General features: G+C 62.4%; 21 protein-coding genes. 10 read left to right on the top strand and 11 right to left on the bottom strand.

Annotated elements, in window-relative coordinates; translation table 11 throughout:
- The first annotated feature begins 41 nt into the window (after window positions 1-41).
- Window positions 42-1,721 (top strand): bifunctional ADP-dependent NAD(P)H-hydrate dehydratase/NAD(P)H-hydrate epimerase, encoded by a 1,680-nt coding sequence (locus CENDO_RS10825; RefSeq protein WP_136142023.1) that lies wholly within the window; start codon window positions 42-44, stop codon window positions 1,719-1,721.
- Between the two features lie 14 nt (window positions 1,722-1,735).
- Here the strand turns inward: CENDO_RS10825 and CENDO_RS10830 are convergent, their stop codons facing one another.
- The 3 genes from CENDO_RS10830 to CENDO_RS10840 form a co-directional block, all read right to left on the bottom strand.
- Entirely contained in the window at window positions 1,736-2,467 is a 732-nt protein-coding gene (locus CENDO_RS10830) for a YwaF family protein (RefSeq protein WP_136142024.1), read from the bottom strand.
- 64 nt (window positions 2,468-2,531) lie between these two features.
- Window positions 2,532-3,227 (bottom strand): ABC transporter ATP-binding protein, encoded by a 696-nt coding sequence (locus tag CENDO_RS10835; RefSeq protein ID WP_136142025.1) that lies wholly within the window; start codon window positions 3,225-3,227, stop codon window positions 2,532-2,534.
- Window positions 3,228-4,247, bottom strand: a complete 1,020-nt coding sequence (locus tag CENDO_RS10840; RefSeq protein ID WP_136142026.1) for an ABC transporter permease — start codon at window positions 4,245-4,247, stop codon at window positions 3,228-3,230.
- A gap of 112 nt (window positions 4,248-4,359) precedes the next feature.
- Here CENDO_RS10840 and CENDO_RS10845 point away from each other — a divergent pair, with 112 nt between their 5' ends.
- The 4 genes from CENDO_RS10845 to CENDO_RS10860 all read left to right on the top strand — a co-directional run bounded on the left by CENDO_RS10845 (window position 4,360) and on the right by CENDO_RS10860 (window position 8,630).
- Entirely contained in the window at window positions 4,360-5,535 is a 1,176-nt protein-coding gene (locus tag CENDO_RS10845) for a sensor histidine kinase (RefSeq protein WP_246014293.1), read from the top strand.
- On the top strand, window positions 5,535-6,143 hold the full coding sequence (locus tag CENDO_RS10850; RefSeq protein WP_136142027.1) for a response regulator: 609 nt from the start codon (window positions 5,535-5,537) through the stop codon (window positions 6,141-6,143). Before CENDO_RS10845 ends, CENDO_RS10850 begins: the two co-directional genes overlap by 1 nt.
- A gap of 10 nt (window positions 6,144-6,153) precedes the next feature.
- Complete coding sequence (locus CENDO_RS10855; RefSeq protein ID WP_136142028.1) at window positions 6,154-7,236, top strand: ArsO family NAD(P)H-dependent flavin-containing monooxygenase; 1,083 nt, start codon at window positions 6,154-6,156, stop codon at window positions 7,234-7,236.
- A gap of 83 nt (window positions 7,237-7,319) precedes the next feature.
- Window positions 7,320-8,630, top strand: a complete 1,311-nt coding sequence (locus CENDO_RS10860) for a hypothetical protein (RefSeq protein WP_136142029.1) — start codon at window positions 7,320-7,322, stop codon at window positions 8,628-8,630.
- Window positions 8,631-8,653: 23 nt separating this feature from the next.
- On the opposite strand, the gene CENDO_RS10865 is transcribed toward CENDO_RS10860, so the two are convergent.
- The gene (locus CENDO_RS10865) at window positions 8,654-9,229 is read right to left on the bottom strand and encodes a VanZ family protein (RefSeq protein ID WP_246014295.1); all 576 of its coding nucleotides are present in this window, start codon (window positions 9,227-9,229) and stop codon (window positions 8,654-8,656) included.
- Between the two features lie 98 nt (window positions 9,230-9,327).
- On the opposite strand from CENDO_RS10865, the gene CENDO_RS10870 reads away from it, so the two are divergent.
- On the top strand, window positions 9,328-10,296 hold the full coding sequence (locus CENDO_RS10870; protein WP_136142030.1) for an acrylyl-CoA reductase family protein: 969 nt from the start codon (window positions 9,328-9,330) through the stop codon (window positions 10,294-10,296).
- 83 nt (window positions 10,297-10,379) lie between these two features.
- Here the strand turns inward: CENDO_RS10870 and CENDO_RS10875 are convergent, their stop codons facing one another.
- Together CENDO_RS10875 and CENDO_RS10880 are read right to left on the bottom strand one after the other, a co-directional pair.
- Window positions 10,380-10,631 carry a hypothetical protein gene (locus CENDO_RS10875; protein ID WP_136142031.1) on the bottom strand — a complete coding sequence of 84 codons (252 nt, stop codon included), beginning with the start codon at window positions 10,629-10,631 and terminating at the stop codon, window positions 10,380-10,382.
- Between the two features lie 41 nt (window positions 10,632-10,672).
- On the bottom strand, window positions 10,673-11,950 hold the full coding sequence (locus CENDO_RS10880) for a Na/Pi symporter (RefSeq protein ID WP_210726539.1): 1,278 nt from the start codon (window positions 11,948-11,950) through the stop codon (window positions 10,673-10,675).
- 412 nt (window positions 11,951-12,362) lie between these two features.
- Here CENDO_RS10880 and CENDO_RS10885 point away from each other — a divergent pair, with 412 nt between their 5' ends.
- On the top strand, window positions 12,363-14,030 hold the full coding sequence (locus CENDO_RS10885; protein WP_136142032.1) for an FAD-binding dehydrogenase: 1,668 nt from the start codon (window positions 12,363-12,365) through the stop codon (window positions 14,028-14,030).
- An 83-nt stretch (window positions 14,031-14,113) separates the two neighbouring features.
- Complete coding sequence (locus CENDO_RS10890) at window positions 14,114-14,911, top strand: hypothetical protein (protein WP_136142033.1); 798 nt, start codon at window positions 14,114-14,116, stop codon at window positions 14,909-14,911.
- 132 nt (window positions 14,912-15,043) lie between these two features.
- Here CENDO_RS10890 and leuS read toward each other — a convergent pair whose 3' ends face one another.
- The 4 genes from leuS to CENDO_RS10910 form a co-directional block, all read right to left on the bottom strand.
- Complete coding sequence (gene leuS, locus CENDO_RS10895) at window positions 15,044-17,902, bottom strand: leucine--tRNA ligase (protein WP_136142034.1); 2,859 nt, start codon at window positions 17,900-17,902, stop codon at window positions 15,044-15,046.
- Window positions 17,903-18,083: 181 nt separating this feature from the next.
- Window positions 18,084-19,091 carry an amidohydrolase family protein gene (locus CENDO_RS10900; RefSeq protein ID WP_136142035.1) on the bottom strand — a complete coding sequence of 336 codons (1,008 nt, stop codon included), beginning with the start codon at window positions 19,089-19,091 and terminating at the stop codon, window positions 18,084-18,086.
- 189 nt (window positions 19,092-19,280) lie between these two features.
- Window positions 19,281-20,315 carry a pirin family protein gene (locus CENDO_RS10905; protein ID WP_136142036.1) on the bottom strand — a complete coding sequence of 345 codons (1,035 nt, stop codon included), beginning with the start codon at window positions 20,313-20,315 and terminating at the stop codon, window positions 19,281-19,283.
- Window positions 20,316-20,354: 39 nt separating this feature from the next.
- Window positions 20,355-21,797: an MFS transporter gene (locus CENDO_RS10910; protein ID WP_136142037.1), complete on the bottom strand. Its 1,443-nt coding sequence runs from the start codon at window positions 21,795-21,797 to the stop codon at window positions 20,355-20,357.
- A 91-nt stretch (window positions 21,798-21,888) separates the two neighbouring features.
- Between CENDO_RS10910 and CENDO_RS10915 the strand changes: the two genes are divergently transcribed.
- Window positions 21,889-22,806 carry an Lrp/AsnC family transcriptional regulator gene (locus CENDO_RS10915; RefSeq protein ID WP_136142038.1) on the top strand — a complete coding sequence of 306 codons (918 nt, stop codon included), beginning with the start codon at window positions 21,889-21,891 and terminating at the stop codon, window positions 22,804-22,806.
- A gap of 54 nt (window positions 22,807-22,860) precedes the next feature.
- Here the strand turns inward: CENDO_RS10915 and CENDO_RS10920 are convergent, their stop codons facing one another.
- Window positions 22,861-23,442 (bottom strand): TetR/AcrR family transcriptional regulator, encoded by a 582-nt coding sequence (locus CENDO_RS10920; protein WP_136142039.1) that lies wholly within the window; start codon window positions 23,440-23,442, stop codon window positions 22,861-22,863.
- 103 nt (window positions 23,443-23,545) lie between these two features.
- Here CENDO_RS10920 and CENDO_RS10925 point away from each other — a divergent pair, with 103 nt between their 5' ends.
- The gene (locus CENDO_RS10925; RefSeq protein ID WP_136142040.1) at window positions 23,546-24,019 is read left to right on the top strand and encodes a hypothetical protein; all 474 of its coding nucleotides are present in this window, start codon (window positions 23,546-23,548) and stop codon (window positions 24,017-24,019) included.
- The last annotated feature ends 89 nt before the right edge of the window (window positions 24,020-24,108 follow it).

Consider the following 24,108-nt stretch of genomic DNA (forward strand, 5'->3'; position numbering starts at 1 on the left):
TCCGGTTTTACATTGGACCAAACAGGTCTAGGCTACTTCGCATGCGTGAAGTCTTTTCCGTTTCCGATGTCCGCGCCGCAGAGGCTGCGCTCATGGAATACCAGCGCCACCCCGATGAGTTGATGCAGCTGGCCGCCCGTGGTGTTGCCGCGGCTGCCGACGTGATGATCAAGGACATCGAGGCCCCACGCGTCCTGGTCCTGGTGGGCCCGGGCGGCAATGGCGGCGACGGCCTCTACGGCACCGCATTCCTCATCGATAAACTCCTCACCGCCAGCGCCGATGCGCTACTGGTGGGCACCTCCTGCCACGAGCGGGCCAAGGAGGAGTTCAAGGCCTCCGGCGGTGAGGTCATCAACGCCCAGACCGCGATGGAACGCATCCCGGATTATGACCTGGTCATCGACGCGGTGGCCGGCCTGGCCTCCGAGAGGCACCTCTCTGAGCCCGCACGCGGCCTGTTCAGGGCCGCGCGCCACGCCAAGATTCCCGTGCTTTCCATCGACGTCCCCACCGGCATCAATGCCGATAACGGGCACCACTCTTTAAACCCCGATGATTTTGTCACCGCGGACGTTACCATCACCTTTGGTTGGCTGCGCCCCGCGCACGCCTTCGCGCCGGAGTGCGGGCAGGTAGTCCTCTGCGACCTGCAGCTGCCCAAGTCCCCGGAGTCCTTCGCCGAGTGCCTCGACCGCCTCGGCGAGCCGGTGGCCTATGCCTCCTATGAGCCATCCCTCAAGCCATCCCCGCGCATCTCCGCTACGTCCACGTACACGTGGCCAAAGCCGCTTGTCTACGGCAATCCAAAATCCGTGTGCCGCGGCGAGGCCTCCATCGGCAAGGTAACCGCGCCGCAACCCATTGGCTGCACCGGGCCGATTGCGGACCCCACGCCGGGCTACTATGACCACAAGTACTCACTGGGCGTGGTGGCCGTGTGCGCCGGCTCCGAGACGTATCCCGGCGCGGGTGTGCTGGCCGCGGCCGGCGCTTTGGGCACTTCGGGCTCCATGGTTCGCGTCATTGGCGCACCCGACGTGGTCCGCACCCACCCCGAGGTGGTCCTCCACCCCGACGTGGCATCGGCGGGCCGTGCCCAGTGTTGGGTTGTGGGTCCCGGCCGCGGCAAGGACCGCAAGGCCCGCGCCGAGGTCGCCGCGGTCTTAGCCCTGGGAATCCCCACCATTTTGGACGCCGACGCGCTTACTATCCTGGCTGAGGATGAGCTGCTGCGCGACGCGGTGCGCGCGCATCCGCTGGTTATCCTGACCCCTCACGCGGGCGAGTTTGAGCGCCTCTACCTCGCCGAGGTTGGCGAAGAGATGACCCCTAACCGGGGCGAGAATGTGCAGCGCCTGGCCAAGTCCTTGAACGCGGTGGTTCTGCAAAAGGGCCGGATTAATGTGATTTCCTTCCGCGGTGCGCCCTGCCACACGGTCAACTGTGGCAATTCTTACGCAGCCACCCCCGGTTCGGGCGACGTGCTTTCCGGGGTGCTGGGCAAGACCATTGCCCGCCTGAACTCCCCGATGAGCCACGTTGAGGATCCCGCTAACTGCGCGGAGGTGGTTACTGAGCTCCTCCACGGCGTGGCCATCCACGCCCACGCGGCGTCCGTAGCGGCCGAAACGCCAGACGGCTACGCCCCCACCACCGCGTCCCGGATCGCCTCGGCCCTGCCGCAGGCGGTGGCCCGCCTGCTTTCGATGGAGCGTTGAGCCCCAGCCCGGGATTAGTCCCTATTAAAGGGCAGCGTCATCAGGGCGAAGACGCCCAAGGCGCCAACCGCTTCACACGCGATGTACCAGGGCCACGGCGGCAGAATGTCAATGATTGACCTGCCGGCCGGGGCGTGGCTTAGAAAGCCGTAATTGCCCTTGGTGAAATGGTTAACCGTCATCGCGAATGGGACGTAACCGGCTGCCATGGCGCTAGCCCGCCTAAACCCCTTCCAGGTTGGCCTGTACCCCGCCGCCAGCTGACCCAGCGGCACGGCCAGGGCCACGATATGGAAGCACCAGTAGGTGGCAAAGCGCAGCCAACGCGGCTCCACGAAGTAGCTCAAATCAGGGGTTAACATGGCCTGCGGATTAAACACGATGCCCCAGTAGTAGCTGGCCGCCAACGCGGTCTCATTGCCGGTAACCAAGCCGAAGGCCATGATGGGGCGCAGCACGTCACACAGGTGCAGCGGCAGGGATTCCCGCGCGTCAAAGAATTTGGGCTGCAGGCAGTACACGGCCCAGGCGGCACCGGTAACCCCAAGGACCCAGCCCACCATCTGCCGCAGCCACCGCCCGCGCGGGGTACCGGCTACGCGCCGAGCGGCCAGCACGTACATACCGCAGGCGGTCACGGCCACCCCACCCATGGTCAGGTGCTGGGCGCCAAACTGCGGCATGCGGTCATACGAGGTGGGCTGTGGGCGCGGGCCACGCTTCAACAGCCGGACGGTCCTTCTCATGTTTCATAAAAATTAATAACTCCCTCAGCAAATGGCAAAAACATAGCGCCCATTTATTTAAACCTTAGGCGGCTTGGGTGACGCGCCCGTCCTCCACAACCACAGCCTCATCCGCGTAGTCCAGCAGTGAGCGGTCATGGGTAACTAGGACCGTTGCCACATTCAGTTCCTTTGTTAGCCGGTTAATCAGCTGCATCACCTCATGGCTCAGCGCGGAATCCAGCGCCGATGTGGGCTCATCCGCCAGCAGCAACCTGGGCTCGCCCATCAACGCGCGGGCGATTCCCACCCGTTGGCGCTGCCCGCCGGAAAGCTGCCGGATAGGCCGCTCCCCCAGCCCGCCAAGGCCAACGTAGCCCAGTAGCTCCTCCGCCCGCTCACCCCGCGGCTTGACCCCACGCAGGTGATCCGCGATGAGGAGTTGTTCTTTCACCCTGAGCGCGCTGAGCAGGTTGGCCTGCTGAAACACCACGCCTATGCGCTCGCGCCGGATCCTCGCACGAGCGGCCTCATTCGCGTCATCCAGGTGCTCACCGTCAATCACCACGCTTCCGCGCGTCGGGGAGATCAACCCGCCGGCAACGGATAAGAGAGTGGATTTTCCGGACCCGGACTCCCCGGTGACCGCGGTCAACATTCCCGCCTGCGCTGCGAAGTCAATTCCATCCAAGGCGAGGAGGGTCCCATCACCATCCGCATACTCAACGGTCACATCCTTCAGGCTCAGCACGTTGTGTGATTCATTTGACTGCGATGACATTTACGCGATACCTCCCATTGCCAAAAGCGGATTTGTTGCCGCAACCTTCCGAGTGGCCAAGAGGGCGCCACCCATGCCCAGAATGAAAATGCCTACGGCCGGGGCCACGACGCTGGCCCAGTCCAGCTCGAACGGAAGCGCGCCCGAGGCCAGGGCGCCTAGCCCTAGGCCCACCAGCATCCCGCCCACGGCGCCCACGCCTAGCACTATCGCGGCCTGGGCTAGCGAGTCGCGCAGGAGGTACTTTCCGGACGCCCCGAGGGCTTTGAGCACAGCCAACTCCCTGGTCCGCTGGATGGTCCACACAGCCAAAAATGCCACGGTGACCAGCGCGGAAATGGCGTACAGGAATCCCTGAATGGCCTGGAGCGAGCCCCTTTCCGAGGAATAGGACGCGAGCCCCTCGAAAGAGCCTGGCAGATCCGTGACGGTATAGCCCGCCGCCTCAGAAAGCTCCTCATTCGAGATCAATACCGTTCCATTCGTGCCCTCCGGCGCGTGCGCAACGGCCCGCCAGGCCTGTGTGGAGACCCAGACCACCGGCGAATGCGAGTATTCCAACCCCGGGACCACGCCCGCCACGGTCAGCCGGTTTCCGCCCAGGTTTATCTCTGCCCCCGGGGCAAGCCCCAGATCCCGCGCGGTTTCCTCCGGAACCAACACCCCTTCTCCCGGAATCCCGCCCACCGGGGAGGCCGTGCCCGCCGGCAAGCCGAATACGGCGACGCCGGCGGCCGCCTGGCTGGATTCAGCCCGCGTTTGGCTCACCCCCAGCGGGACCGCTCCCGGAAATGCCCGGCGGTCATCTGCGTCCATGGCGGATTCTGTGAAGGACGCATCTTCACCCTTGAAAACAACGCTGTGCGGGCCTAGCGCCTCAAGGGCTGAAGTGTTTTGCTTGCCCAGCCCATTGGTCAGCCCGGTCAGCATGATGAGCAGCACGGTTATGAGTCCCAGGACTCCCACCATGAGCGCAAACCTGCCGCGCGCATGGTTTATTTCTCTGATAGCTAAAAACATGCCCTTAATAGTCCCCCGGCAACGCGCGCAAGTAATCGCCTGCCTAGGCCATTTGCGAATCAACCACCTGGTTGATTACCCAGCTGCGATTGGTTTACTACCCTTGGAAGCCATGAACACCATCCTCGGAGCCCTTCAGGTGGGTCTGCATGTCATGGTGGCGGTCCTGCTGTTCTTCGGGCTCATACGCACCGGAGTTTCCCAGGATTTATCCCTTCCGGTCCTTGTCCTGGCCTGCTCCTTTGGCGCGGCCTACCTTGCGGGAACGGTACTTGAACGCCGGCGTGCCAGGACCAACGCTCCCCTGCCCACTGAACACAAGATCCTGTGGTTATGCACCGTAACGGCTGTGTGGGTTGCCTTGATGTGGCTTTCCCCCGATTTCATGTGGCTGGAATTCCCACTGGTGTTCCTCTTCCTCGCCCTCCTGCCCACGGTACCGGCGGTTCTTGCGGTCATCGCTCTATGGGCGGTTGCCGCCTTTCTCCCCCTCTCCCTCTACCCCGATCTGTGGACCATTGCCGCGGCCATTGGACCGGCGATTGGCACGGCATTTGCCGTAGCCATCTATTACGCCTACGTAGCCCTTCATGCGGAGGCCAATCGCTACCGCCGGGTCGCCCAGCAATTACGCGCCACGCGGGAGGAACTCATAGCCAGCGAGCGCCTCGCGGGCCGCTTGGAGGAGCGCGAACGCCTATCCCGGGAGATTCATGACACCGTGGCCCAGGGATTATCCTCCATCGTCCTGATGTCCAGAGCCATCAGGCGTCAGGATGGTGGTAACCCCCAGCTCAGCATGATTGAGGACGTTGCCTCCGCCAATCTGGAGGAGGCCCGCCGCTTCGTTAAGGATTTGGCTTCCCCGGATTCCGCCTTGCCGCTCGCCCTTGCCTTGGAGCGGATGGTTACCCGGGCCCAATCCCACGAGCAAGCGCTAGGTTCAGGCCTGGAATTGACGTTGGTGGTGGAAGGTGAGCACGCACGGTCCATCCCTAGCCCCATCGTCAATGCGTGCATCAGGGCTGCGCAGGAGGGAATCAGTAACGTCTCTAAGCACGCCAAGGCCACCCACGCAGTCCTTAGCCTCAGCTTCTTCAATAACGCAATCACCTTAGACATCGCAGATGACGGGGTGGGAACCGCGGCGGCCAAAGGCTATGGCCTGAGCGGCCTTCACCAGCGCATCGAGGACGTAGGGGGCAGCGTTGACCTGGAATCCCACGAGGGAGAAGGCACCGTTTTGGCCATCCGTATCCCGCTAGAGCCAAGGAAGGGGCTTAAGTAATGGTCAATGTCATGCTCATTGACGATCATCCGGTGGTGCGCGCCGGCCTTCGCGCCATTCTCAACAGCTTCGATGACATTGACGTCATTGCGGAAGGCGCAACCGGTGCCGCGGTTGATGAGCTGCCACCGGGCGTCGATGTCATAGTGTGCGATATCCAGATGCCTGACGTTGACGGCATCGCCGCCACTGGGCGGGTAGTAGCCGCCGGCGGTCCCCCTGTGCTCATATTGACCACCTATGACACCGCTTCAGACATTGTGTCCGCGATTGAAGCCGGCGCCATGGGATATCTCCTGAAAGACGCGCCAGAGGAAGAGCTGCGCAGGGCCGTGCTAAACACCGCCGCGGGAAGGCGGACCCTGTCCCCTGACGTTGCGGCGCTGCTTGCGGAGCATATCAGCAACCCGATGCCCCAGCTGTCCCAGCGTGAGATTGAAATCCTGCGTGCGCTAGCTACCGGCGCAACCAATAAGGAGCTGGCCAAGCGCCTGTTTATCTCCGCGGCCACGGTCAAGACCCATCTCATTCACATTTATCAGAAGCTGGGCGTGGAGACGCGTACGGCCGCGGTCACCGCGGCCCGTGAGCGCAAACTGATTCCGTAGACTTGATGGCATGAGCACCGGCACTACAACCGCGGTAGATTGCGTCATCATTGGCGGCGGGCAATCCGCGCTGGCTTGCGGCTATTACCTTCACCGCCACAACCGGCGGGCCAAAAGCCCCATCAGCTTCGTCATTGTGGATGCCAATGACCGCCCCGGCGGATCGTGGCAGCACACGTGGCCGAGCCTGACGCTGTTTAGCCCGTCTAACGCATCCAACCTGCCCGGTTGGCCAATGCCCCACTATGACGGTTTCCCGCCGGCAAGCCACGTGGTGGACTACCTCAGCGAATACGAAAGACGCTACGAGCTTCCCGTCCAACGTCCCGTGAGGGTTACTAACGTTGCCCATGACGGGACGCTTTTTACCATCAGTGGCGACACTCCCGCAGGTCAGGCCGCGTGGGTTGCACCCACTGTTGTGGCGGCCACGGGTACGTGGGAATCGCCGTTTGTCCCCCACTACCCCGGCAGATTTAACGGGGAGCAATTCCACACCGTCAATTATCCGGGGCCCGAGTATTTTCACGGCAAAAAGGTGGCCGTTGTGGGTGGCGCAAACTCTGGCGCACAAATCGCAGCCGAGCTCGCCCTTGCCCCCGCCGTCTCCTCCACCACATGGTTTACGACCTCCACGCCTCGCTGGATGCCCGATGACGTGGACGGGCGCGTGCTCTTTCAGCGCAACCGCGAACGTCTCAACGCCATGCAGCGCGGTGAGCCGGATCCTGGGTCCGAGTCCGAACTGGGCGATATTGTCATGGTCCCGCCCGTGCTCAGGGCACGTAACGCCGGCAAGCTCGAGGCTACCCCCATGTTCGCCAGCCTCGATGAGCTCAACGAAGGTGGGGCCCATCCGGTTGATTGCCTCATTTGGGCCACCGGGTTTCGCCCCGCGCTGCGCCCCCTGCGCGCCCTACTCGAACGCAACGATTCCACTGGTGAAGTGGCGTTTAACGCCACCGTCCCCCACCTTCACCTGCTGGGCTACGGCTCGTGGACCGGTCCCGGCTCAGCCACCATCACCGGCGTCTCACCCTTCGCCAAGGGCGTTGCCGAGGCGGTAATTAACGCCGTTGGGAAGACCGGCTAACCTCACCCCTGTTTCCCTCTAGCCTGCACAATCCATTGGACAAGCTCTTCCCCCGGCGCATTTGCGCTGTTTACGGTGGGTGCATGAATGATGCAGTTATTTATCGCTTAGACCTTGAAAACATCCATCCCTACTCGGAGAGGACGGTTATGGCGCAGCCGTACATCACCGTGGAGGAGATGGCGGATTACATCCACGCCGCCTTCGGCTTTGCGCCGGGCCATGGGGCCTTTATTGAAGACGGAGATGATTTTTCCGTGGATGAGATCGCCGGCACCAGCTTTGCCGGTTTCTTTGGCACCTCGCTATCCAACCTCGAAAATGAGGTCATCTACCATCCCGCAGAGGGCTGCTGGCAGGTGCACATTACCCGCCTGGCGACCAGGCAGGATTATCGTGGACAGCTTCCGCGCTTAACTGACGCGATTGGCCCCGATGCCCTCAAAAGCGCCCCGCACGCTGGCTACATGTCCCAGCTTTTAGAACTCGTGCGGATGCAGCTCACCGGCCTGGCGCTAGATTCCCGCCAGCAGGCCGCGCTGGCTACCCACTTGCCCAACTTGGACGCCGCCCAAAGTTTTGACAAGCTGACCTCGGCGGATACGGCAATCATTGCCACCCGCCTGAGCAAGGCAGCCGCCGCAAGTTACGCCGCCCCGGCGGATGGCCTTGAAGTTGACGATCCGTGGGTCAATGAGCTCATCAATCCCTCCCGCCCAGAAACCGTGCAGGACGCGGTGGGCAACGTCACCTCGATTAGTGATTTGCCAGGGTTTAATTCGCACTCCTCGGCAATGCTGCACTCCGACCGGGATGAGCTCCGCCAGGGGCTTGGCGTATTCTTCCTGCACTACCTGCGCTTCTTTCGCACGCCCCAAGCGGTGGACTCTAGCGGGCAATTCCCTGTTAAATCACTAAAGGCGCTCAAAAAGCACGTCCGGGACTACCCACTAAAGCACATCCACGCCTGCCCCAGCGGCTTTAATCCCACCCACCTCGAGGCCTTGGCAGAGCTTTTCATTGCCATGGGGGCCGTTCGGCACAATAGCCAGACCGGGACGTTAAAGCTGACGGAGAAGGGCTTTGAACTCATCGGTTGCATAGAGTGCGCCTTGGACGTCATTTTGAAGGCGCTCCCCGTGCATTCCTCCAAGGGCCAGCGCAAGGACCTGCGCCGGGCCCTGGTTAATTGCCTGGAGAATCCCCCGGAGGGCCACAGCTTGGTTTCCGGCATCGATGAACGCGGCGGCAGCTCCAACACCATCATTTTTGACTCGCTTGGGGTCTTCACCCGTGAGCCGGAGTCTGGCCAGGTCAACGGGCTCTCAGACCATGGCCAGGTGCTAATCGAGGAGATCCTGGACAAAGTTGGCGCTCCTATCACAGCGCTCTGATCCGGGAGTGTCGCCGGATTGGACTACATAAGCAGCCCTATGAGCAACAGGCATAGCCCCACTGCCGCTACGAAGCCCAGGCGATGAAGGGTCCTGGCCTGTGCTTCATAGTCGGCGCGAGCCAGCAGGACTCCGCCTAGGGCTCCGCCAATGGTATTGCAGGCCACGTCATCGATATCGCTGAATCCGAGGCCGAAGACGTATTGAGCCACCTCGATGCCTATGCTCATCGCGGCCAGAGCTACGGCGGTAAAGGCCACGCCGAAACTTACGCGCCTGCTTACCCGGCCGAGCACCGTGAGCACCGCGCCCAGCGGGAAAAACAGGGCAATGTTTCCCAGGGTGTTGGTCCATGGGCCGTACCAGACCGGCGGATTATCAAAGCCATTAAAGAATCGCAGGTCGAGGCTGCGCGTCCGGTGTGCGGAACCTTCGATCAGCCCCGGAATTTCTATAAAAGGCTTGCCCAGGGTTACCAGCACCACCACGCCAAGCATTAAGGCAAGAACCACCCACGCGTCACGGCGCAGCTTGGAGACCCGCCGGTCGTGTACGTCCTTGGCGGTGGCTCCCTGCGTAGTAGGCGTGTCAATAGTCATGGAGAGACCAATCTAGCAGGGCTACCTGAATGCTGGCGGACTGTGGCCTGTCAGACACCGCAACACCTGTGCCGCGCGCCCGCGGTACCCTCGAAAGCATGACTACCTTCATTGTTGAACGTGCCGAAGACGGTTCCATCTCCCACCGGAAAGAGGCGGACCCGCAAGCCTGGCTAGGGGAGGGGGAGCTTACTATCAATGTCAGCCATTCCTCCTTGAACTACAAGGACGCCATGGCCTTGGCCGGGGACAAAGGCGTCATGCGCATCTCGCCGCTTGTCCCAGGCATCGATGCCGTGGGCACCACGGAGGACGGAACCCTGGTGACCTGTAATGGCGCAGGGCTTGGGGAATTTCGCCATGGCGGGTACACCTCGCTGCAGCGGGTCCCGGCGGAAGCCACGGTTGAGGTTCCTCAATGCTTTTCGGCGGAACAGGCCGCGGCAATCGGCACGGCCGGTTACACGGCGGCGCTGTGCGTCAACGCCCTGTTGGACCACGGGTTGCCGCCCGCTGAGGAAGCCGCGCCCGTACTCGTCACCGGAGCCACCGGTGGCGTGGGGTCTATTGCGGTAAACCTGCTGAGCAACCTGGGCTACAAGGTTACTGCGCTTACGGGACGCCAGGATGAATTGGGGGAGTACCTCTCCGCTCTCGGCGCCCAAGACGTCCTTGACCGCGCCGCGTTCATGGATCCAGGCAAGCCACTCCAGAAGGCCCGCTTTTCCGGCGCCGTAGACACACTCGGCGGCACCCCGCTGGCCAACGTGTTGTCCCAGATCCAGTGGGGTGGGGTAGTGGCCTCAACCGGTCTGGCGTCATCGCCACAGCTGGAGACCACCGTCATGCCGTTTATCCTCCGCAATGTCACCTTGACCGGTGTTAACTCCGTCGATGCCCCTCGGCGGTACCGCGGACGTGCATGGGAATTGCTTGCTAACCATCTAGACCGCGACGTGCTCGACGGCCTGACTACTACCGTCACTCTCGACCAGGTGGCCGAGGCCGGGGCTAACCTCATTGAGGGCCGTTCCCATGGTCGCACGGTGGTTACCATCGACGCCTAAAACGAGCTAGATTAACGCCAAGGGCCGCAACCCCAGTGCTAGGATTGCGGCCCTTTCTCGACGTTTTACGTTGTTATCTGAAGCTACACACCATCTGCTACGGCATCCGGCTTAGGGGCAGGAGAGGTTTCACCAGCGTCCTCAGCCTCGGCATCATCGTTGCCGCGCATGTCTTCCACCAGGTTATGGACAAAGCCGCGCAGCCCATCAACCGTGTGATGCGCCGTGGGTACATACTCATCGAGATGCTCGAGCTGGGCATCCTGCTCATCCGGCGTGCCCTTTGCATCGATCTGCTCACGCAGCTCTTTGAGAGTCTCACTGAACTTGGACATCGGCAGGCTCCTTATGCGACAGGGAAATGAAAGGGAAAATATTACACAAACACGGTCAGGGCGATGATTACTGCTGGCAGCGCCAGGAATACTCCCAGCACCCACGCGGCAACATATAGCTTGTTCTTTGCACCAAGGTTACCCATGGTTACCGCACCATACAGCGGAATCTCTCGCAGGAATGGGACACCGAAAATGAGAATGGTGGCGAAGGTGTTGAAGAACAGGTGAACCAGCGCCGCCTGCAGCGCGAATTGAGCCTCACCACCGGTAAATGCGAACGCGGCGATCAAAGCGGTCACTGTGGTGCCAATGTTTGCGCCCAAGGTGAATGGGTAAATCTGGCGCAGCGAGAAGGTGCCGGAGCCGGCGAGCGGAACCACTAGGGAAGTGGTAGTGGAGGAGGACTGGACCAGTACGGTCATCAACATGCCGGAGAAAATGCCGGAGATCGGGCCGCGGCCAATGGCGTTGTGCAGGATGGCCTTTGCCCGGCCAACCATGACCGCCTTGAGCAGGGTGCCGATGAAGTTGATGACAGCTAGAATCAACAACACGCCGATGGCAATGAGGATAACGCCGGCCACCGCGTCGCTGAGGCCTTCAAACGGCATCGCAATCAGGTTGGCCAAAGGCTCGGTGCCTGCCTTAATCACGGAACCCACTCCGCCAACCACTGCGGCCACTGGACCACCATCCGAGCCCGCCAAGACGTTGGCTGCAGCGCCAGAAGTCTTCTCCAGCAGGCCGAACATCAGCTCCAGCGGAAGGAAGATGAGCACCGCCAAGAGATTGAAAAAGTCATGGACGCTCGCTGCGGAAAAACCGCGGCGGAACGCTTCCTTATCCTTGGCCATGCCCAGGGAAACCAGGGTAGAGGTCAAGGTGGTGCCGATGTTTGCGCCCATGAGCATCGGGATGCAGATGGACATCGGCAGGCCACCCGCGGCCAGGCCCACCACGATGGAGGTCGTAGTGGAGGAGGACTGAATCAAGGCGGTAGCAACCACACCAATCATCAGGGCAACCATTGGATTGGAGGCGAAGGCAAACAGCTCTTCCGCCCGGCCACCGGTAGCGGTCTTGAAGCCGTCACCGATAACGTTCACCGCGGTGATCAGCAGGTAGATACCCACCGCTACGGCAATCCAGTTAGCCCACTGCAGGCCCTTACCCTTAAGGCCCAGCTTGGTCAGAGGGGACTGAAGATGAGACTCTTCAGCATCAAGATGATCATTGTTGATCTCAGGCTGCTCCGGAGCCAGCTCCCGGTTCTTGGAGCGCTCTTGGTTGGAGGGCGGCACTGGGGTCATGGTCATTATTTCTCCATAAAGGTGGTTGTTCCTAGCGCCCGTAGCGGTCAATACTCACCGCCACCGGACGGCCGTGAGGGCCCCAAAGAGGAAACTCCTCGCAAACTTTCGGCAACCAAAGCACAAATAAGCGACGCGTTGGTTACCGCGGCCTTATTAACGTACTGACGTGGGGTAACACACCCGTATCCCAAAGGTTAACGGAAGGAAAACACGCGGCGACTTCCAGGTTCCACCTGGGATTTTACCCGGTTTTATGTGGTCAACTTCACGCCGCGATAGGGGTGCCTACCAGTGAAAATGCTCAAAAAGGTAACTAGATACCCTGCCTTCAACCCCTGGGACGGACCCTAAAGCTTTCACATCACCCCCTGCATTACCCCTTCCACTCATCAGGATTATCCGTATACTTTTGCCCATGAACACAACGGAGACTCAGCCAATCATCATCGTCGGCACCGGCCTAGCAGCCCTGACCGCCGGATACGAGGCTGCCAAGGCAGGTAAACAGGTCGTGTTCTTCGAACAGGAGAACCGCAACAACTTAGGCGGCCAGGCCTTCTGGTCCCTAGGCGGGCTGTTTTACGTCGACTCGCCGGAGCAGAAGATGATGCGCGTCAAGGACTCCAAGGAACTGGCGCTGCGGGACTGGTTAAACACCGCCGGCTTTGATGACGCGGACCATGACCGCTGGCCGCGCAAGTGGGCGCACGCCTACGTCGAGTTCGCGGCGGGGGAGAAGCGTGACTACCTCAAGGGCCTAGGGCTTAACGTTCTGCCCACCATCGGCTGGGCGGAGCGCGGCTCCGGTGACGCCTCCGGGCACGGCAATTCCGTGCCGCGCTTCCACCTGACCTGGGGCACAGGCCCAGAGGTGGTCCGGGTATTCCGCGAGCCGCTGGAGGAATTCGAAAGGGAGGGCCGCGTCGAGTTCCGCTTCCGCCACCAGGTCGATGAGCTCATTGTTGAGGGCGGCAAGGTGGTAGGCGTGCGTGGTTCCGTCCTCGTGCCAAGCGACCTGCCCCGCGGTGAGGCCTCATCACGTGACGTAGAAAGCCACTTCGAGGCGCGTGGTGAGGCGATAGTGATCGCCACGGGCGGCATCGGTGGCAATCTGGATAAGGTGCGCGAGATGTGGCCGGATGAACGCTGGGGCGCCTGCCCTGAGGACATGGTGACGGGCGTGCCGGCCCATGTCGACGGGCGCGGCATCGACATTGCCAAAGCCGCGGGCGCCAACCTGGTCAACACGGACCGCATGTGGCATTACCCGGAAGGCATGACCAACTGGGATCCCATCTGGCCCGGCCACGGCATTCGCATCATCCCAGGCCCGTCCTCCATCTGGTTGGACGCAGAGGGCAACCGCCTGCCCACCAACCTGTTTCCGGGTTCGGATAACCTGGCAGCACTCAGCCACATTGGCCGCACCGGACACGGTTACTCATGGTTCCTGCTCAACCAGACCATCGCGGACAAGGAATTCATCTTCTCCGGTTCCGAACAGAACCCGGATCTCACTGACAAATCCTTCAAGAAGCTAGCGGGCAAACTAGGCCCCGGCACCCACGTGGCCGTCAAGGCGTTTATGGATAACGGCATCGACTGGGTGGTGGCGGACACCATCGAGGAGCTGGTCCATGACATGAATGAGCTCACCGGTGACGGCGCCCCTCAGATTTCGCTAGAGGCTTTGCGCACGGTCCTAGAAGACCGCGATTCACAGCTGGACAACGCCTTTAGCAAAGATGCCCAGGTCAATTACATTCGCACGGCCCGCGGATTCTTAGGCGACAAGATTGTCCGCACCGCAAGCCCTCACCGCATCCTAGACGAAAAGCACGGCCCCTTGATTGCGGTGCGCCTGAAGGTTCTCACCCGCAAGACCCTAGGCGGCATCGAAACCGACCTGGACGGTCGCTGCCTGCACCCGGACGGCAGCGTGCTGGAAGGCCTCTACGCCGCGGGGGAGGCCTCCGGTTTCGGCGGTGGCGGCATGCACGGCAAGAACGCACTGGAAGGCACGTTCCTCGGCGGATGTATCCACTCCGGCAAGCGCGTGGGCGAGGCGCTCGGACGGCTCTAGGACCGGCGAAAAGGCCATAGCGATCCTAGCGTCGAACAACGCAACCGGCCCACCTAACCCAACCGCCCGCTAGGATGGGCACCATGGCTTACGACCCGTACTACGCAATCGGCTTCGACGAAGATGATTTCACCGACCTAGACCACTACCTCAAAGAGGAATTTGGGGCGAGTGACTACGAGACTGATTTCTACGACAATGTAGTCAGCCACCAGGATGAATCCGGCGTGCGCGTGAGCGTATTTGACTCAAACCTCGGCCACCCGTCCGTTGTGGCTTTCTCCACGGGCAAGCCGCTAATCGCCAGCGCGTATCGCGTCATTGACCACCTGATACTGGTCCAGCTGCGCCGCCCGGGGCAGGGCCCCGAGGGGGAGGTCTACAACCAGGTCGCCGCTTCAACGGATGAAGCCTTCCACCTTCCTCCCGGCAACCCCGTTGGCGGAGAGGCACTGTTCACGGACAAACTTGAGCTGTCCGCATGGGGCCTGGAGTACTCCCTCTTCAACGATGTGGAGCAGTGGCGCGAGCAGGGCGTGGCGACTGCTGACGGCTCCGCCACCCCGGACACCATCGTCCCCGAGGTGCTCTATTCCGAGTCGGTGGAGCGTTTCCACAAGGACTTCAATCCTCGCCGCGTGACCCCCATCGCCACCCTCGCCGCAGAGATTACCGCCGTGGAACGCCGCACCAATGGCATCACCGGCACGGACTTTTACGTCTGCGACGTGAATCTACCCACGGGCACCCTGGCCCTGATCCTCCCGGCGCGCGGCGATTCCCCTGAACCGGCCGCCGGCAATGTCTTTGCCGGGACCGCCTTCGTTTCCGCCACCGTGGGCTACTGGCAGTCCCGTTACGAGTCAGGGGAGCAATCCTAGGATTGCTCCGGCCGGCGAAGCGTTCTTAGTACTTTGCGCCACAGAAAGGCGCCCGCCCCCGCCGCGTCCCGAACGGGGACTGATGGGGAGCGGGCGCCCGACTGAAAGCACCTTCGCTAACCGAACCGGCGGCTAGCCCTTCACGACCAGGTTCACCATGCGGCCAGGGACGTAAATCTTCTTGATGATGTCCTTGCCCTCGGTGATCGCGGCGATTTTCTCATCGGCCAGGGCGGCGGCGATGACCGCATCCTGCTCAGCGTCCGTGGCAACGTTGACGCGGGCCTTCACCTTGCCGTTGATCTGGACCGGAATCTCAATCTCGTCATCCACCAGGTACTTCTCATCGAAGGTTGGGAAGGACTCAAACGTGATGGTCTCCTCGTGGCCGAGGCGCTTCCACAGTTCCTCCGCGATATGCGGGGCAACGGGGGAGACCATGATGGCAAGAGGTTCAACCGCGGCCCGCGGTGCGCCCTTACCTTGCGCGCCGCCGTAGGTGCGGGTGACGTAGTTGACGTACTCAATCAGCTTCGCGACCACGGTGTTATCACGTAGGCTGGCGTAATCATCACGCACGCCGGCGATGGTGCGGTGCAGCTGCTGGAGGTCTTCCTTGGTCAGCTCGGCATCCGTGCAGGCCAGCTCCCCGCTTGTTTCATCGATAACGAGGCGCCACAGGCGCTGCAGGAAGCGCTGCGCACCAACCACGTCCTTAGTGGCCCACGGGCGGGACGTATCCAGCGGACCCATCGCCATCTCGTAGACGCGCAGGGTGTCCGCGCCAAAGTCGCGGCAGATCTCATCCGGAGCCACGGCATTCTTCAGGGACTTGCCCATCTTGCCGTACTCCTGGTTTACCTCTTCACCGTTGTAGTAGAACTTGCCGTCCTTCTCCTCAACCTCGGCGGCAGGCACGTACACGCCACGGGAGTCCGTGTATGCGTAAGCCTGGATGTAGCCCTGGTTGAACAGGCGGTAGTACGGCTCTTTGGAGGTCACATGGCCTAGGTCGTAGAGCACCTTGTGCCAGAAACGGGAGTACAAAAGGTGCAGCACGGCGTGCTCCACGCCGCCGACGTACAGATCCACGCCGCCCGGATCCTTCTCGCCGCCGCGCTCCGGGCGGGGGCCGGTCCAGTAGCGCTCATTTTCCAGGTCCACCAGCTTGTCATCGTTGACCGGATCGATGTAGCGCAGCTGGTAGTAGGAGGAACCCGCCCATTGCGGCATGACGTTGGTGTCACGCGTGTACTTCTTCAGGCCGTCACCAAGATCGAGCTCAACCTCAACCCACTCGCGGGCCTTAGCCAGCGGTGGCTGCGGCTCCGATGAAGCATCCTCCGGGTCGAAGGATACCGGCTTGTAGTCCTCAACCTCGGGCAGCTCGATCGGCAGCATGGACTCTGGAAGGGCGTGTGCCTGGCCATTTTCATCGTAGACAATGGGGAAGGGCTCGCCCCAGTAGCGCTGACGGGCAAACAACCAGTCACGCAGCTTGAACTGAACCTTCTCGCGTCCCTTGCCGTTCTCGGCAAGCCATTCAATCGTCGCGGCAATCGCCTCAGCCTTATTCTTGCCGTTGAGATCCAGGCCCTCATCATTGGCGGAGTTCACCAGCACGCCGTCTTCAGTGTAGGCCTCCTGGGTGACGTCACCACCGGAGACTACCTCGGTAATTGGCAGGCCAAACTCGGTGGCAAACTCATAGTCGCGCGTATCGTGCGCCGGAACCGCCATGATGGCGCCGGTGCCGTATCCCGTCAGGACGTAGTCTGCGATGAAGATTGGGACCCGCTTGCCGGAAACCGGGTTCACGGCGTAGGTGCCCAGGAATACGCCTGTCTTTTCCTTGTTCTCCTGGCGCTCCAGATCAGACTTGGCGGCAATGTCCGCGCGGTACGCCTCGACGGCGTCCGCAGGATTATCATTCCCGTAGGTCCAGCGGGAATCCACATCAGCGTCGTACGTAACGGGGGAGACCAGCGCGTCGACCAGCTCATGCTCGGGCGCAAGCACCACATATTCGGCGCCGAACAGGGTGTCAGGGCGGGTGGTAAAGACTTCGATTTCGTGACCCTCCGCCGTGAAGGTCACCTCAGCACCACGGGAGCGGCCAATCCAGTTGCGCTGCATGGACTTGACCTTCTCAGGCCAATCTAGGAGCTCAAGATCATCGAGCAAGCGGTCCGTGTACGCCGTGATGCGCATCATCCACTGGGACAGGTTCTTGCGGAAGACCGGGAAGTTACCGCGCTCAGACTTACCCTCCGCGGTGACCTCCTCGTTCGCCAGCACCGTTCCCAAGCCCGGGCACCAGTTCACCGTGGAGTTAGAAAGGTAAACGAGGCGGAACTCATCCACCGCCGCGCGCTTCTGCTCCTCGCTCAACGTGGCGTAGTCTTCGCCAGCCTTGGTCTGGCGCTGGCCGGATTCCAACTCCTCAATAAGCTCCGAGACCGGACGGGCCTTTTGCTGCTCCTCGTCAAACCACGCGTTGTAAATCTGCAAGAAGATCCACTGGGTCCACTTGTAGAACTCAGTGTCAGTAGTGGCCACTGAACGGCGGGCGTCATGGCCCAGGCCCAGGATGGAAAGCTGATGGCGCATGTTTTCGATGTTCGCCATCGTGGTGGTGCGTGGATGCGTACCGGTCTGGATTGCATACTGCTCGGCCGGCAGGCCAAACGCGTCATAACCCAGGGTGTGCAGCACGTTTTTGCCCAGCATGCGGTTGTAGCGCGCGAACACGTCAGTCGCGATGTAGCCCAGCGGGTGGCCCACGTGCAGACCCGCGCCGGAAGGGTACGGGAACATGTCCTGGACAAAGAGCTTGTCCTCCGGCAGCGGCTTATCGGTGGCAAGTGCGCCAACCGGGTTCGGGGCATGGAAGGTGCCGTGTTCTTCCCAGTAGCTCTGCCAGCTCTTTTCGATCTCGGCGGCTAACTCTGGGGTGTAGCGGTGCGCAGTGGAATCACTCGGGTTAGTCATAACGCCCCAGTGTAGTAGCCGCAGGTGGATGGCAGTAACTGGGACACCATGAAGGGGGACAATTATGCCCGGAATCCCGCGGCGCGCCAACCCGCCACATACTCGGCGCGCACCACGGCCGTGGCGTGTGAAGGCCACGGCCGAATCCCCAGACCCCACCCGTAGAAGAGCATCACTACGTTTACTCGCCGAATACGGCCTTTAGCTTGGGGCCGTAAAGGCTCAACGCGTTGCCCCGCCAGAGGGAGTCGTTGAAGGCGTCACCGAGCCCGGCCCGCGGAATGTACGTCACCGAACGCGTGTACTTCTCATCCTGGAAGTACGGGTAATCGGAGCCGGTCAGCAGGTGGGAACCACCGTAGATTTCCTCGGCAAGCCGCAGGGCGCCGGGGGTGAAGTTGGCGGAGTCAAACCACAGCTCGCGCAGGGTCTGCGCCGGTGAGGTGGGGAAGGAGTCCCAATCCTCGAAATTATCCTCTAGGCGCTGGGCTAGGAAGGGGAGATCGCCGCCAAGGTGGGCGATGTGGATTGGCATCTGCGGGAATTTGCGCGGCACGTCCTGCTTCATCAACTGCAGCGCGGCAATCGCATCCTCCATGGGTGCACCGTTGACCCAATCCAGGCCCCAGGACCGCATGCCGGGGGCGTGGGCGGCCTGACCGGTGGGGTGGATGTAGAGCACGCTGCCGGTACTTGCCAGCTGCTCGTAGAGGGGGAAGTAGCGCTCCTCCGCCACGGAGGCGTCCGGGTCTTGGAAGATTGCGTTGATGGCCACGCCCACAAATCCGGGGTGCTCGGCGAGTTCCGCCGCCATCTCAGCGGCCGCCTCCGGAAAGCCGATGGGCACCGCGCCGTAGGCCAGGAACCTACCCGGGTAGGCATCGATTAATTCCGCATAGATATCGTTAACCATCCGCGCCGCGCCAACCGCCTGCGCTTGGCTAACGCCGCCCACGCCGGAAAACTCCGGGCTCTGTGGAGTAGCGGAGATGACCTGTAGGCGCACGCCGGCTTCATCCATTTGCGCCAGGCGTGCGGACATTTCAGCGGGTTCGTCGCTGGCGCGCATATTGCGGGCGATCTTCGTCGAGGCCGCGGGCACACCAAGTTCTTCCAGGTGGTCCAGGTAGCGCGCGGGGTATACGTGCGCGTGGGTATCAATGACTGTTGCTTCAGGTTGGTCTGACATGGTTGGTTTGGGTCCTCCTTATTCCTTGTTCATGCATCATTCATGCATCGCGGTTCATACGTCGCGTCTCAGCTGTCTTCCGCACCAGCCCGGCTTTCCGTGAACGCCTAGCCGGGGTGGCCCGCGCTCTCAAGGCGCCGACCTCGCGAAGGCCGTAACCCTAAGGCCAAGGCCCTGCGCCGGCCGGTTCTAGCTACCGTCGCCATTCTCGGGGCGGGCAACCGGATCGGGGTTGCGGCGGGCGCGTATGGTGGCATTCGGCAAGGTGGGGGCGGGTAGCCAGCTCATGCCCTCGGAGTTGCGGCCGGGGCCTCCGTGGCCCACGTATTCAGGGACCTGGCCGAAGCGCTCGGTGCGGTCCTGCCACTGTTGGCGGAACTCGCGAATCTCATCGTCGGTGCGGCCCACGAAGTTCCACCACATCAGAATTTCTTCGCCGAAAGGCTCGCCACCGATGAGCAGGCAGCGGGCCGTGTCCTGCCCGCCGTTGTAAACATGGAGCACCTCCGCGCCCAGTCCGGTGTAGGCCAACTCGGCGCGCTGAACCGCCACGCCTTCTAGCTCCACCTCTCCGGCATCGACCAGCAGGCCATGCTCGAATTCCGGATTGACCCCCAGCGCCATGGTCTGGCCCGGGGCAATGCGCAACTCCGCGCCCACCAGTGGGCTGAAGGTCTCCACCGGGGAATGCTCGCCGGCTAACTCGCCGAGGAAGACCAGCACCTGGCCGCCCTCAACCTCACGCAGCGGCGGCGCGTAGTGCTCAAAGTTTCGAGGCGCGGTGGAGCGGGCGGAATCCGGCAGCGCGAGCCATAGCTGCACCCCGTGCAAAGTGGTGGTCTCCGGGGTGGAGACCTCGGAGTGCGCGATGCCCGCGCCAGAAGTCATAAGGTTGAGCTCGCCCGGGCGCACCGTCCCGTGATGATCGCCGGAATCATGGTGGGAAATCTCGCCCTCGAACAGCCAGCTGACCGTCTGCAATCCCGTGTGCGGGTGAGGGGCCACGTCCATCCCGCCGGTGACCGAAACATCGTCCGGGCCGTAATGGTCCACGAAGCACCACGCCCCAATGAGAGACCGCTTCCTCTGCGGCAGGGTGCGGCGAACCGGCATCGCGCGCGGTCCGCCAAGCGGCACCTCACGGCTTGTGATGATCTCCACCGCGGCGTTGCCGGGCCGGGCGGCACATTGCATCTTTTCCGGGGCCTGCTCCGTGTTACTCATACTGTCCACCCTAGCGATATCGCTCGAAAACCTGCGGGTTTATTCCTTCCCCGAGCGCGCAGCGTAGGACAGTGCGGTTGAGACCACACCCATGGCGATGCCGATTCCGGCCAACAGGCCAAGAGCGCCCGCGGTAGGCACGTCCTCGATGGCAAGGGAGGCAGATACAGCGGCCACCATGGCGGAAGCCAGCGCCATGCCGATGGAGCGCATAAGCGCGTTGACCGCGTTGGCCTGGCCCATTTCCTCGACCGGAGCGTGCTTGACCAGCATCATAGGCAGGCCCGCGTAACCGATGCCCACGCCGAGGGATACTACCGTTGCCCACACGATGAGCACCGCGGGGTGCGGGGCGGCCACCAGTCGCAGGAGGTATCCGGCGGTGGTGATGGCCGAACCAGCTACCAGTACGATGCGGGGGCCAAAGGAGCTAGCCAGGCGCGCGGAGATAGGCGCGGTCACGAGCATCACCGCCGCGGATGGCAGCATGGCCAGACCCGCCGCGGCGGTGGCCCATCCGAAGCCGCCCTGGTCTACGGGGTTCTGCAGCTCAAGCGTGGTCAGCAAGAGGTTGGTGAACATCAAGGTTCCCAGCAGGATGGAGGCCGCGTTCGTCAGCAGCACCGGGCGCTGGGCCGTGGTGCGGAGATTGACCAGCGGATTCTGGCGGCGAAGCTCTACGAATGCCCAGCCAACCAGTACCGCTGCACCGCCGATGAGCAGGCCAATAGTTAGCGCGCTGCCCCAACCCCACTCGTTGCCCTGGGAGATGGCGGTCAGCGTGGCGCAAAGACCCAGCGCTAGGAGAATGGCGCCGGGGAAGTCAAAGGACCCGCGCGCGGGTGCGGCGCTTGCCGAAGGGACGGCCCACAGAATCAAGGCCATGCATAGCGCGGCGGCCACCGCGGCGAAGTAGAACATTGAGCGCCAACCAAAGTTCTCAATGAGCACGCCGCCCAGCGGGATGCCCACGCCACCGCCGATGCCTAGCATCGCACTCAGCAGCGCTAACGCCTGGCTCAGTCGCTGGCCCGAGAGGCTGTGGCGCATCTCGGCCATCGCCACGGGAATCAGCGCCGTGCCCATGCCCTGCAATGTGCGGCCGGCAATCAGCATGCCAATTCCGCCCAGGGGTGCGATCAGCGAACCCACCAGCACGACCGCCATGGTTACCGCCATCACCTGCTTGCGCGGGAGCCTATCCGCCAACGCTCCGACGATGGGCGTGGCCACGGCGCCGCTGAGCAGCGTTGCCGTCACTGACCAGGAAACCGCCGTGGGCGTAGCGCCCAGGATCTGCGGGAATTGCGGAATGGCCGGCACGACGAGCGACTGTAGAAGGGTCACCGTCAGGCAGGACACTCCCGCTACCGCAACCAGCAGGCCGGGCCGGTCTACCTGACCGGCCGGGGCGGGCTCGCGGCGCTCCCCCTGATTGGACGCCTGCGCCTCTTCTACTTCCGAATTTTCATTCATCTTCATTCCGCGCAGGTTAAAAGCCCGCGCGCGCGGTTAACGAAGCGATGCATAATAGTGACACAATCAGCGTTGCAACGCAGAAAGGTCTCAAGCAATGGATAAACCGCGCATTGATCCCTCATCTCCCGGCGCGCTGGACGAGGTGGATCGGCAACTAATTGCCGCGGTAATCCGCGCTCCGGTGGCCAGCTACGCGCAGTGGGCGCAGGAGCTGGGGGTCTCCGCGCACACCGTGGCGCGCAGGTACCGAAGGCTGCACAGCGGCGGGATAGTGCGCGTGGTGGGCCGTACCCTGCCCGGGTTCGGCGGGCGGCTGGCCTGGTTGATGCGCATTCAGGCCAGCCCGGACAAGCTAGAACGCGCTGCGCGCGAGCTCGCCCGAGTTCCCACCACGCGCTGGGTGCGTTTTAGCCTTGATGGCGGCGAGCTTACCTGCGGCGCGTTGACCACGCTGAATCCCGAAGCGGAGTTCCTGACCCGGCTGCGCGCCGGCCTGGGCCAGGGCGCAATTCACATGCACCAGCTGCTTACCGTGTGGGGTGCGCCCGGCGCGGTGGTCACCAGCCCTGAGCCGCTCGACGCGGCAGACCGCCACCTGCTCGAGCTCCTCTCCCGCGATGGGCGCGCTTCCACGACCGAGCTCGCGGCCCAGCTGGGCGTGGATCAAGCTACGGTCTCGCGGCGCCGCAGCAAACTGATCGCCAACGGTGTGGCGTACTTCGAGGCCGATATCCACCCGGACGCCCTGAGCCGCACCGGCGATGCCCTTTTTTGGTTCCAGGTTTCCCCGGGCCACGTTCGCGCGCTGGGGGAGTACCTCTACGCCTCGGGCGTGTGCCGCTTCGTGGCGGCCTGCAGCGGGCGCTACCAGCTGGTGGCCAACGCGATCGTCGAATCCCCACGCGGGCTGACCCGCTTCTACGACTCGCTTGCCGATGCGCCGATTCCCGCCACGGCGATCCTGGGCTGTGACATCCTACCCATGGGGCGCGCCCTCAAACGCGCCGGCTAAAACAGGGGGATTAGTTCCGGAATAAATGGGCGTAAATCAATGGGCGCGGCCGGGCTACTTTTCCTCGCTCACAATCAGGCGCACCAGGAGCCCGAGGCGTTGCCTGGCGTCATTGATAGTAAAACCCGGCGCGCGAGCGATCAGCTCGAGGGCGAGGCCGTTGGTCATAGCCAGAAGCAAGCGCGCCCCTTCGCCCGGATCAATACTGAGGGTTGCGCCTTGCTCCCGGAGCTTCATCAGCCAGCCGGTGACTATCGCTTCGCCGCTTTCGTTAAGGTCCCGCAACGCGTCCGAGCCCACGAGTTTGCCCGATTCGAATGCGGCCTGGTGGACGCTCAGGACGGTCTCTAGCTGCCCTACGCCATCATCGTTCGGCGGCAAGAACTGCATTAGGAGGCCCGTCAGGCGGTCGACCGCAGGAACAGAGGCGTCCTCAAGGCCCTCGCTCGAAAGATAATCATCGAGGTTACCGCTGGCAAGGGCCGAAAACAGATCCTTGATCGTGGGGAAGTAGTAGCGCAGCGTGCTCGCGCCGATGCCGGCGGCTGCGGCCACGCGCCGCACGCTGATTGCCTCCACGCCCTCGGTTACCGCAATCTTCCGCGCTGCCGCAACAATATCGTCTCTTCTAGACATGCCACCTCACACACTGTACTAGCACACCGTGCTAAAACCTGTTACACTCCATAGCACAGTGTACCAAACCCGCACTAAACCACCCGCGAAAGGGGACCGAGGCATGGTCGAATCTATAACCAATACAGTCTGGAATTTCACCCAGTCTTTCCCGGAGCCACTGCAGTGGGTCGCCATCCTAGTCGCGGGCGCAATCCCACTATTCGAAGGCCACGGGGCCGCCGTGCTAGGCATCGCTATTGGCGTTCAGCCCGTAGCCGCAACGATCTCCGCCATTGCCGGCAACCTCGTATCGATGCTTGTCTTTGCATCCTTGTCTAATTACCTCCGGGACAAAATCACCCCTCAACGCCAGGCGCGCAAAAAAGAGCGCATTCACCACCTTTACAACCGGTACGGCGTTCCCCTCGTTAGCCTCATCGCCGAGGTCTGGCTGCCGTCAGCACTGACCACCATCCTGCTCATATCCTTCGGCGCGACCAAACGTCAGGTCATCATATGGCAAACCGTAACCATCATCGTCTGGAGCGTTGGCATGGCGCTTATCGCCACTGGGGTAATCACGGTTCTGGTGTAAGCCCCCTGTGGAATCACCGCTACATCGCGCGCCGCGGGACGGTTTCACGTGAAACCCGGACTCGCGTTTGCTCAATCTGAAGTCCGGCC

The organism is Corynebacterium endometrii, assembly GCF_004795735.1.
Taxonomy (GTDB): domain Bacteria; phylum Actinomycetota; class Actinomycetes; order Mycobacteriales; family Mycobacteriaceae; genus Corynebacterium; species Corynebacterium endometrii.

Coding starts and splice junctions, on each gene's coding strand:
- CENDO_RS10825 (WP_136142023.1), top strand. CDS start 42: ATGCGTGAAGTCTTTTCCGTTTCCGATGTCCGCGCCGCAGAGGCTGCG.
- CENDO_RS10830 (WP_136142024.1), bottom strand. CDS start 2,467: ATGAGAAGGACCGTCCGGCTGTTGAAGCGTGGCCCGCGCCCACAGCCC.
- CENDO_RS10835 (WP_136142025.1), bottom strand. CDS start 3,227: ATGTCATCGCAGTCAAATGAATCACACAACGTGCTGAGCCTGAAGGAT.
- CENDO_RS10840 (WP_136142026.1), bottom strand. CDS start 4,247: ATGTTTTTAGCTATCAGAGAAATAAACCATGCGCGCGGCAGGTTTGCG.
- CENDO_RS10845 (WP_246014293.1), top strand. CDS start 4,360: ATGAACACCATCCTCGGAGCCCTTCAGGTGGGTCTGCATGTCATGGTG.
- CENDO_RS10850 (WP_136142027.1), top strand. CDS start 5,535: ATGGTCAATGTCATGCTCATTGACGATCATCCGGTGGTGCGCGCCGGC.
- CENDO_RS10855 (WP_136142028.1), top strand. CDS start 6,154: ATGAGCACCGGCACTACAACCGCGGTAGATTGCGTCATCATTGGCGGC.
- CENDO_RS10860 (WP_136142029.1), top strand. CDS start 7,320: ATGAATGATGCAGTTATTTATCGCTTAGACCTTGAAAACATCCATCCC.
- CENDO_RS10865 (WP_246014295.1), bottom strand. CDS start 9,229: ATGACTATTGACACGCCTACTACGCAGGGAGCCACCGCCAAGGACGTA.
- CENDO_RS10870 (WP_136142030.1), top strand. CDS start 9,328: ATGACTACCTTCATTGTTGAACGTGCCGAAGACGGTTCCATCTCCCAC.
- CENDO_RS10875 (WP_136142031.1), bottom strand. CDS start 10,631: ATGTCCAAGTTCAGTGAGACTCTCAAAGAGCTGCGTGAGCAGATCGAT.
- CENDO_RS10880 (WP_210726539.1), bottom strand. CDS start 11,950: ATGACCATGACCCCAGTGCCGCCCTCCAACCAAGAGCGCTCCAAGAAC.
- CENDO_RS10885 (WP_136142032.1), top strand. CDS start 12,363: ATGAACACAACGGAGACTCAGCCAATCATCATCGTCGGCACCGGCCTA.
- CENDO_RS10890 (WP_136142033.1), top strand. CDS start 14,114: ATGGCTTACGACCCGTACTACGCAATCGGCTTCGACGAAGATGATTTC.
- leuS (WP_136142034.1), bottom strand. CDS start 17,902: ATGACTAACCCGAGTGATTCCACTGCGCACCGCTACACCCCAGAGTTA.
- CENDO_RS10900 (WP_136142035.1), bottom strand. CDS start 19,091: ATGTCAGACCAACCTGAAGCAACAGTCATTGATACCCACGCGCACGTA.
- CENDO_RS10905 (WP_136142036.1), bottom strand. CDS start 20,315: ATGAGTAACACGGAGCAGGCCCCGGAAAAGATGCAATGTGCCGCCCGG.
- CENDO_RS10910 (WP_136142037.1), bottom strand. CDS start 21,797: ATGAAGATGAATGAAAATTCGGAAGTAGAAGAGGCGCAGGCGTCCAAT.
- CENDO_RS10915 (WP_136142038.1), top strand. CDS start 21,889: ATGGATAAACCGCGCATTGATCCCTCATCTCCCGGCGCGCTGGACGAG.
- CENDO_RS10920 (WP_136142039.1), bottom strand. CDS start 23,442: ATGTCTAGAAGAGACGATATTGTTGCGGCAGCGCGGAAGATTGCGGTA.
- CENDO_RS10925 (WP_136142040.1), top strand. CDS start 23,546: ATGGTCGAATCTATAACCAATACAGTCTGGAATTTCACCCAGTCTTTC.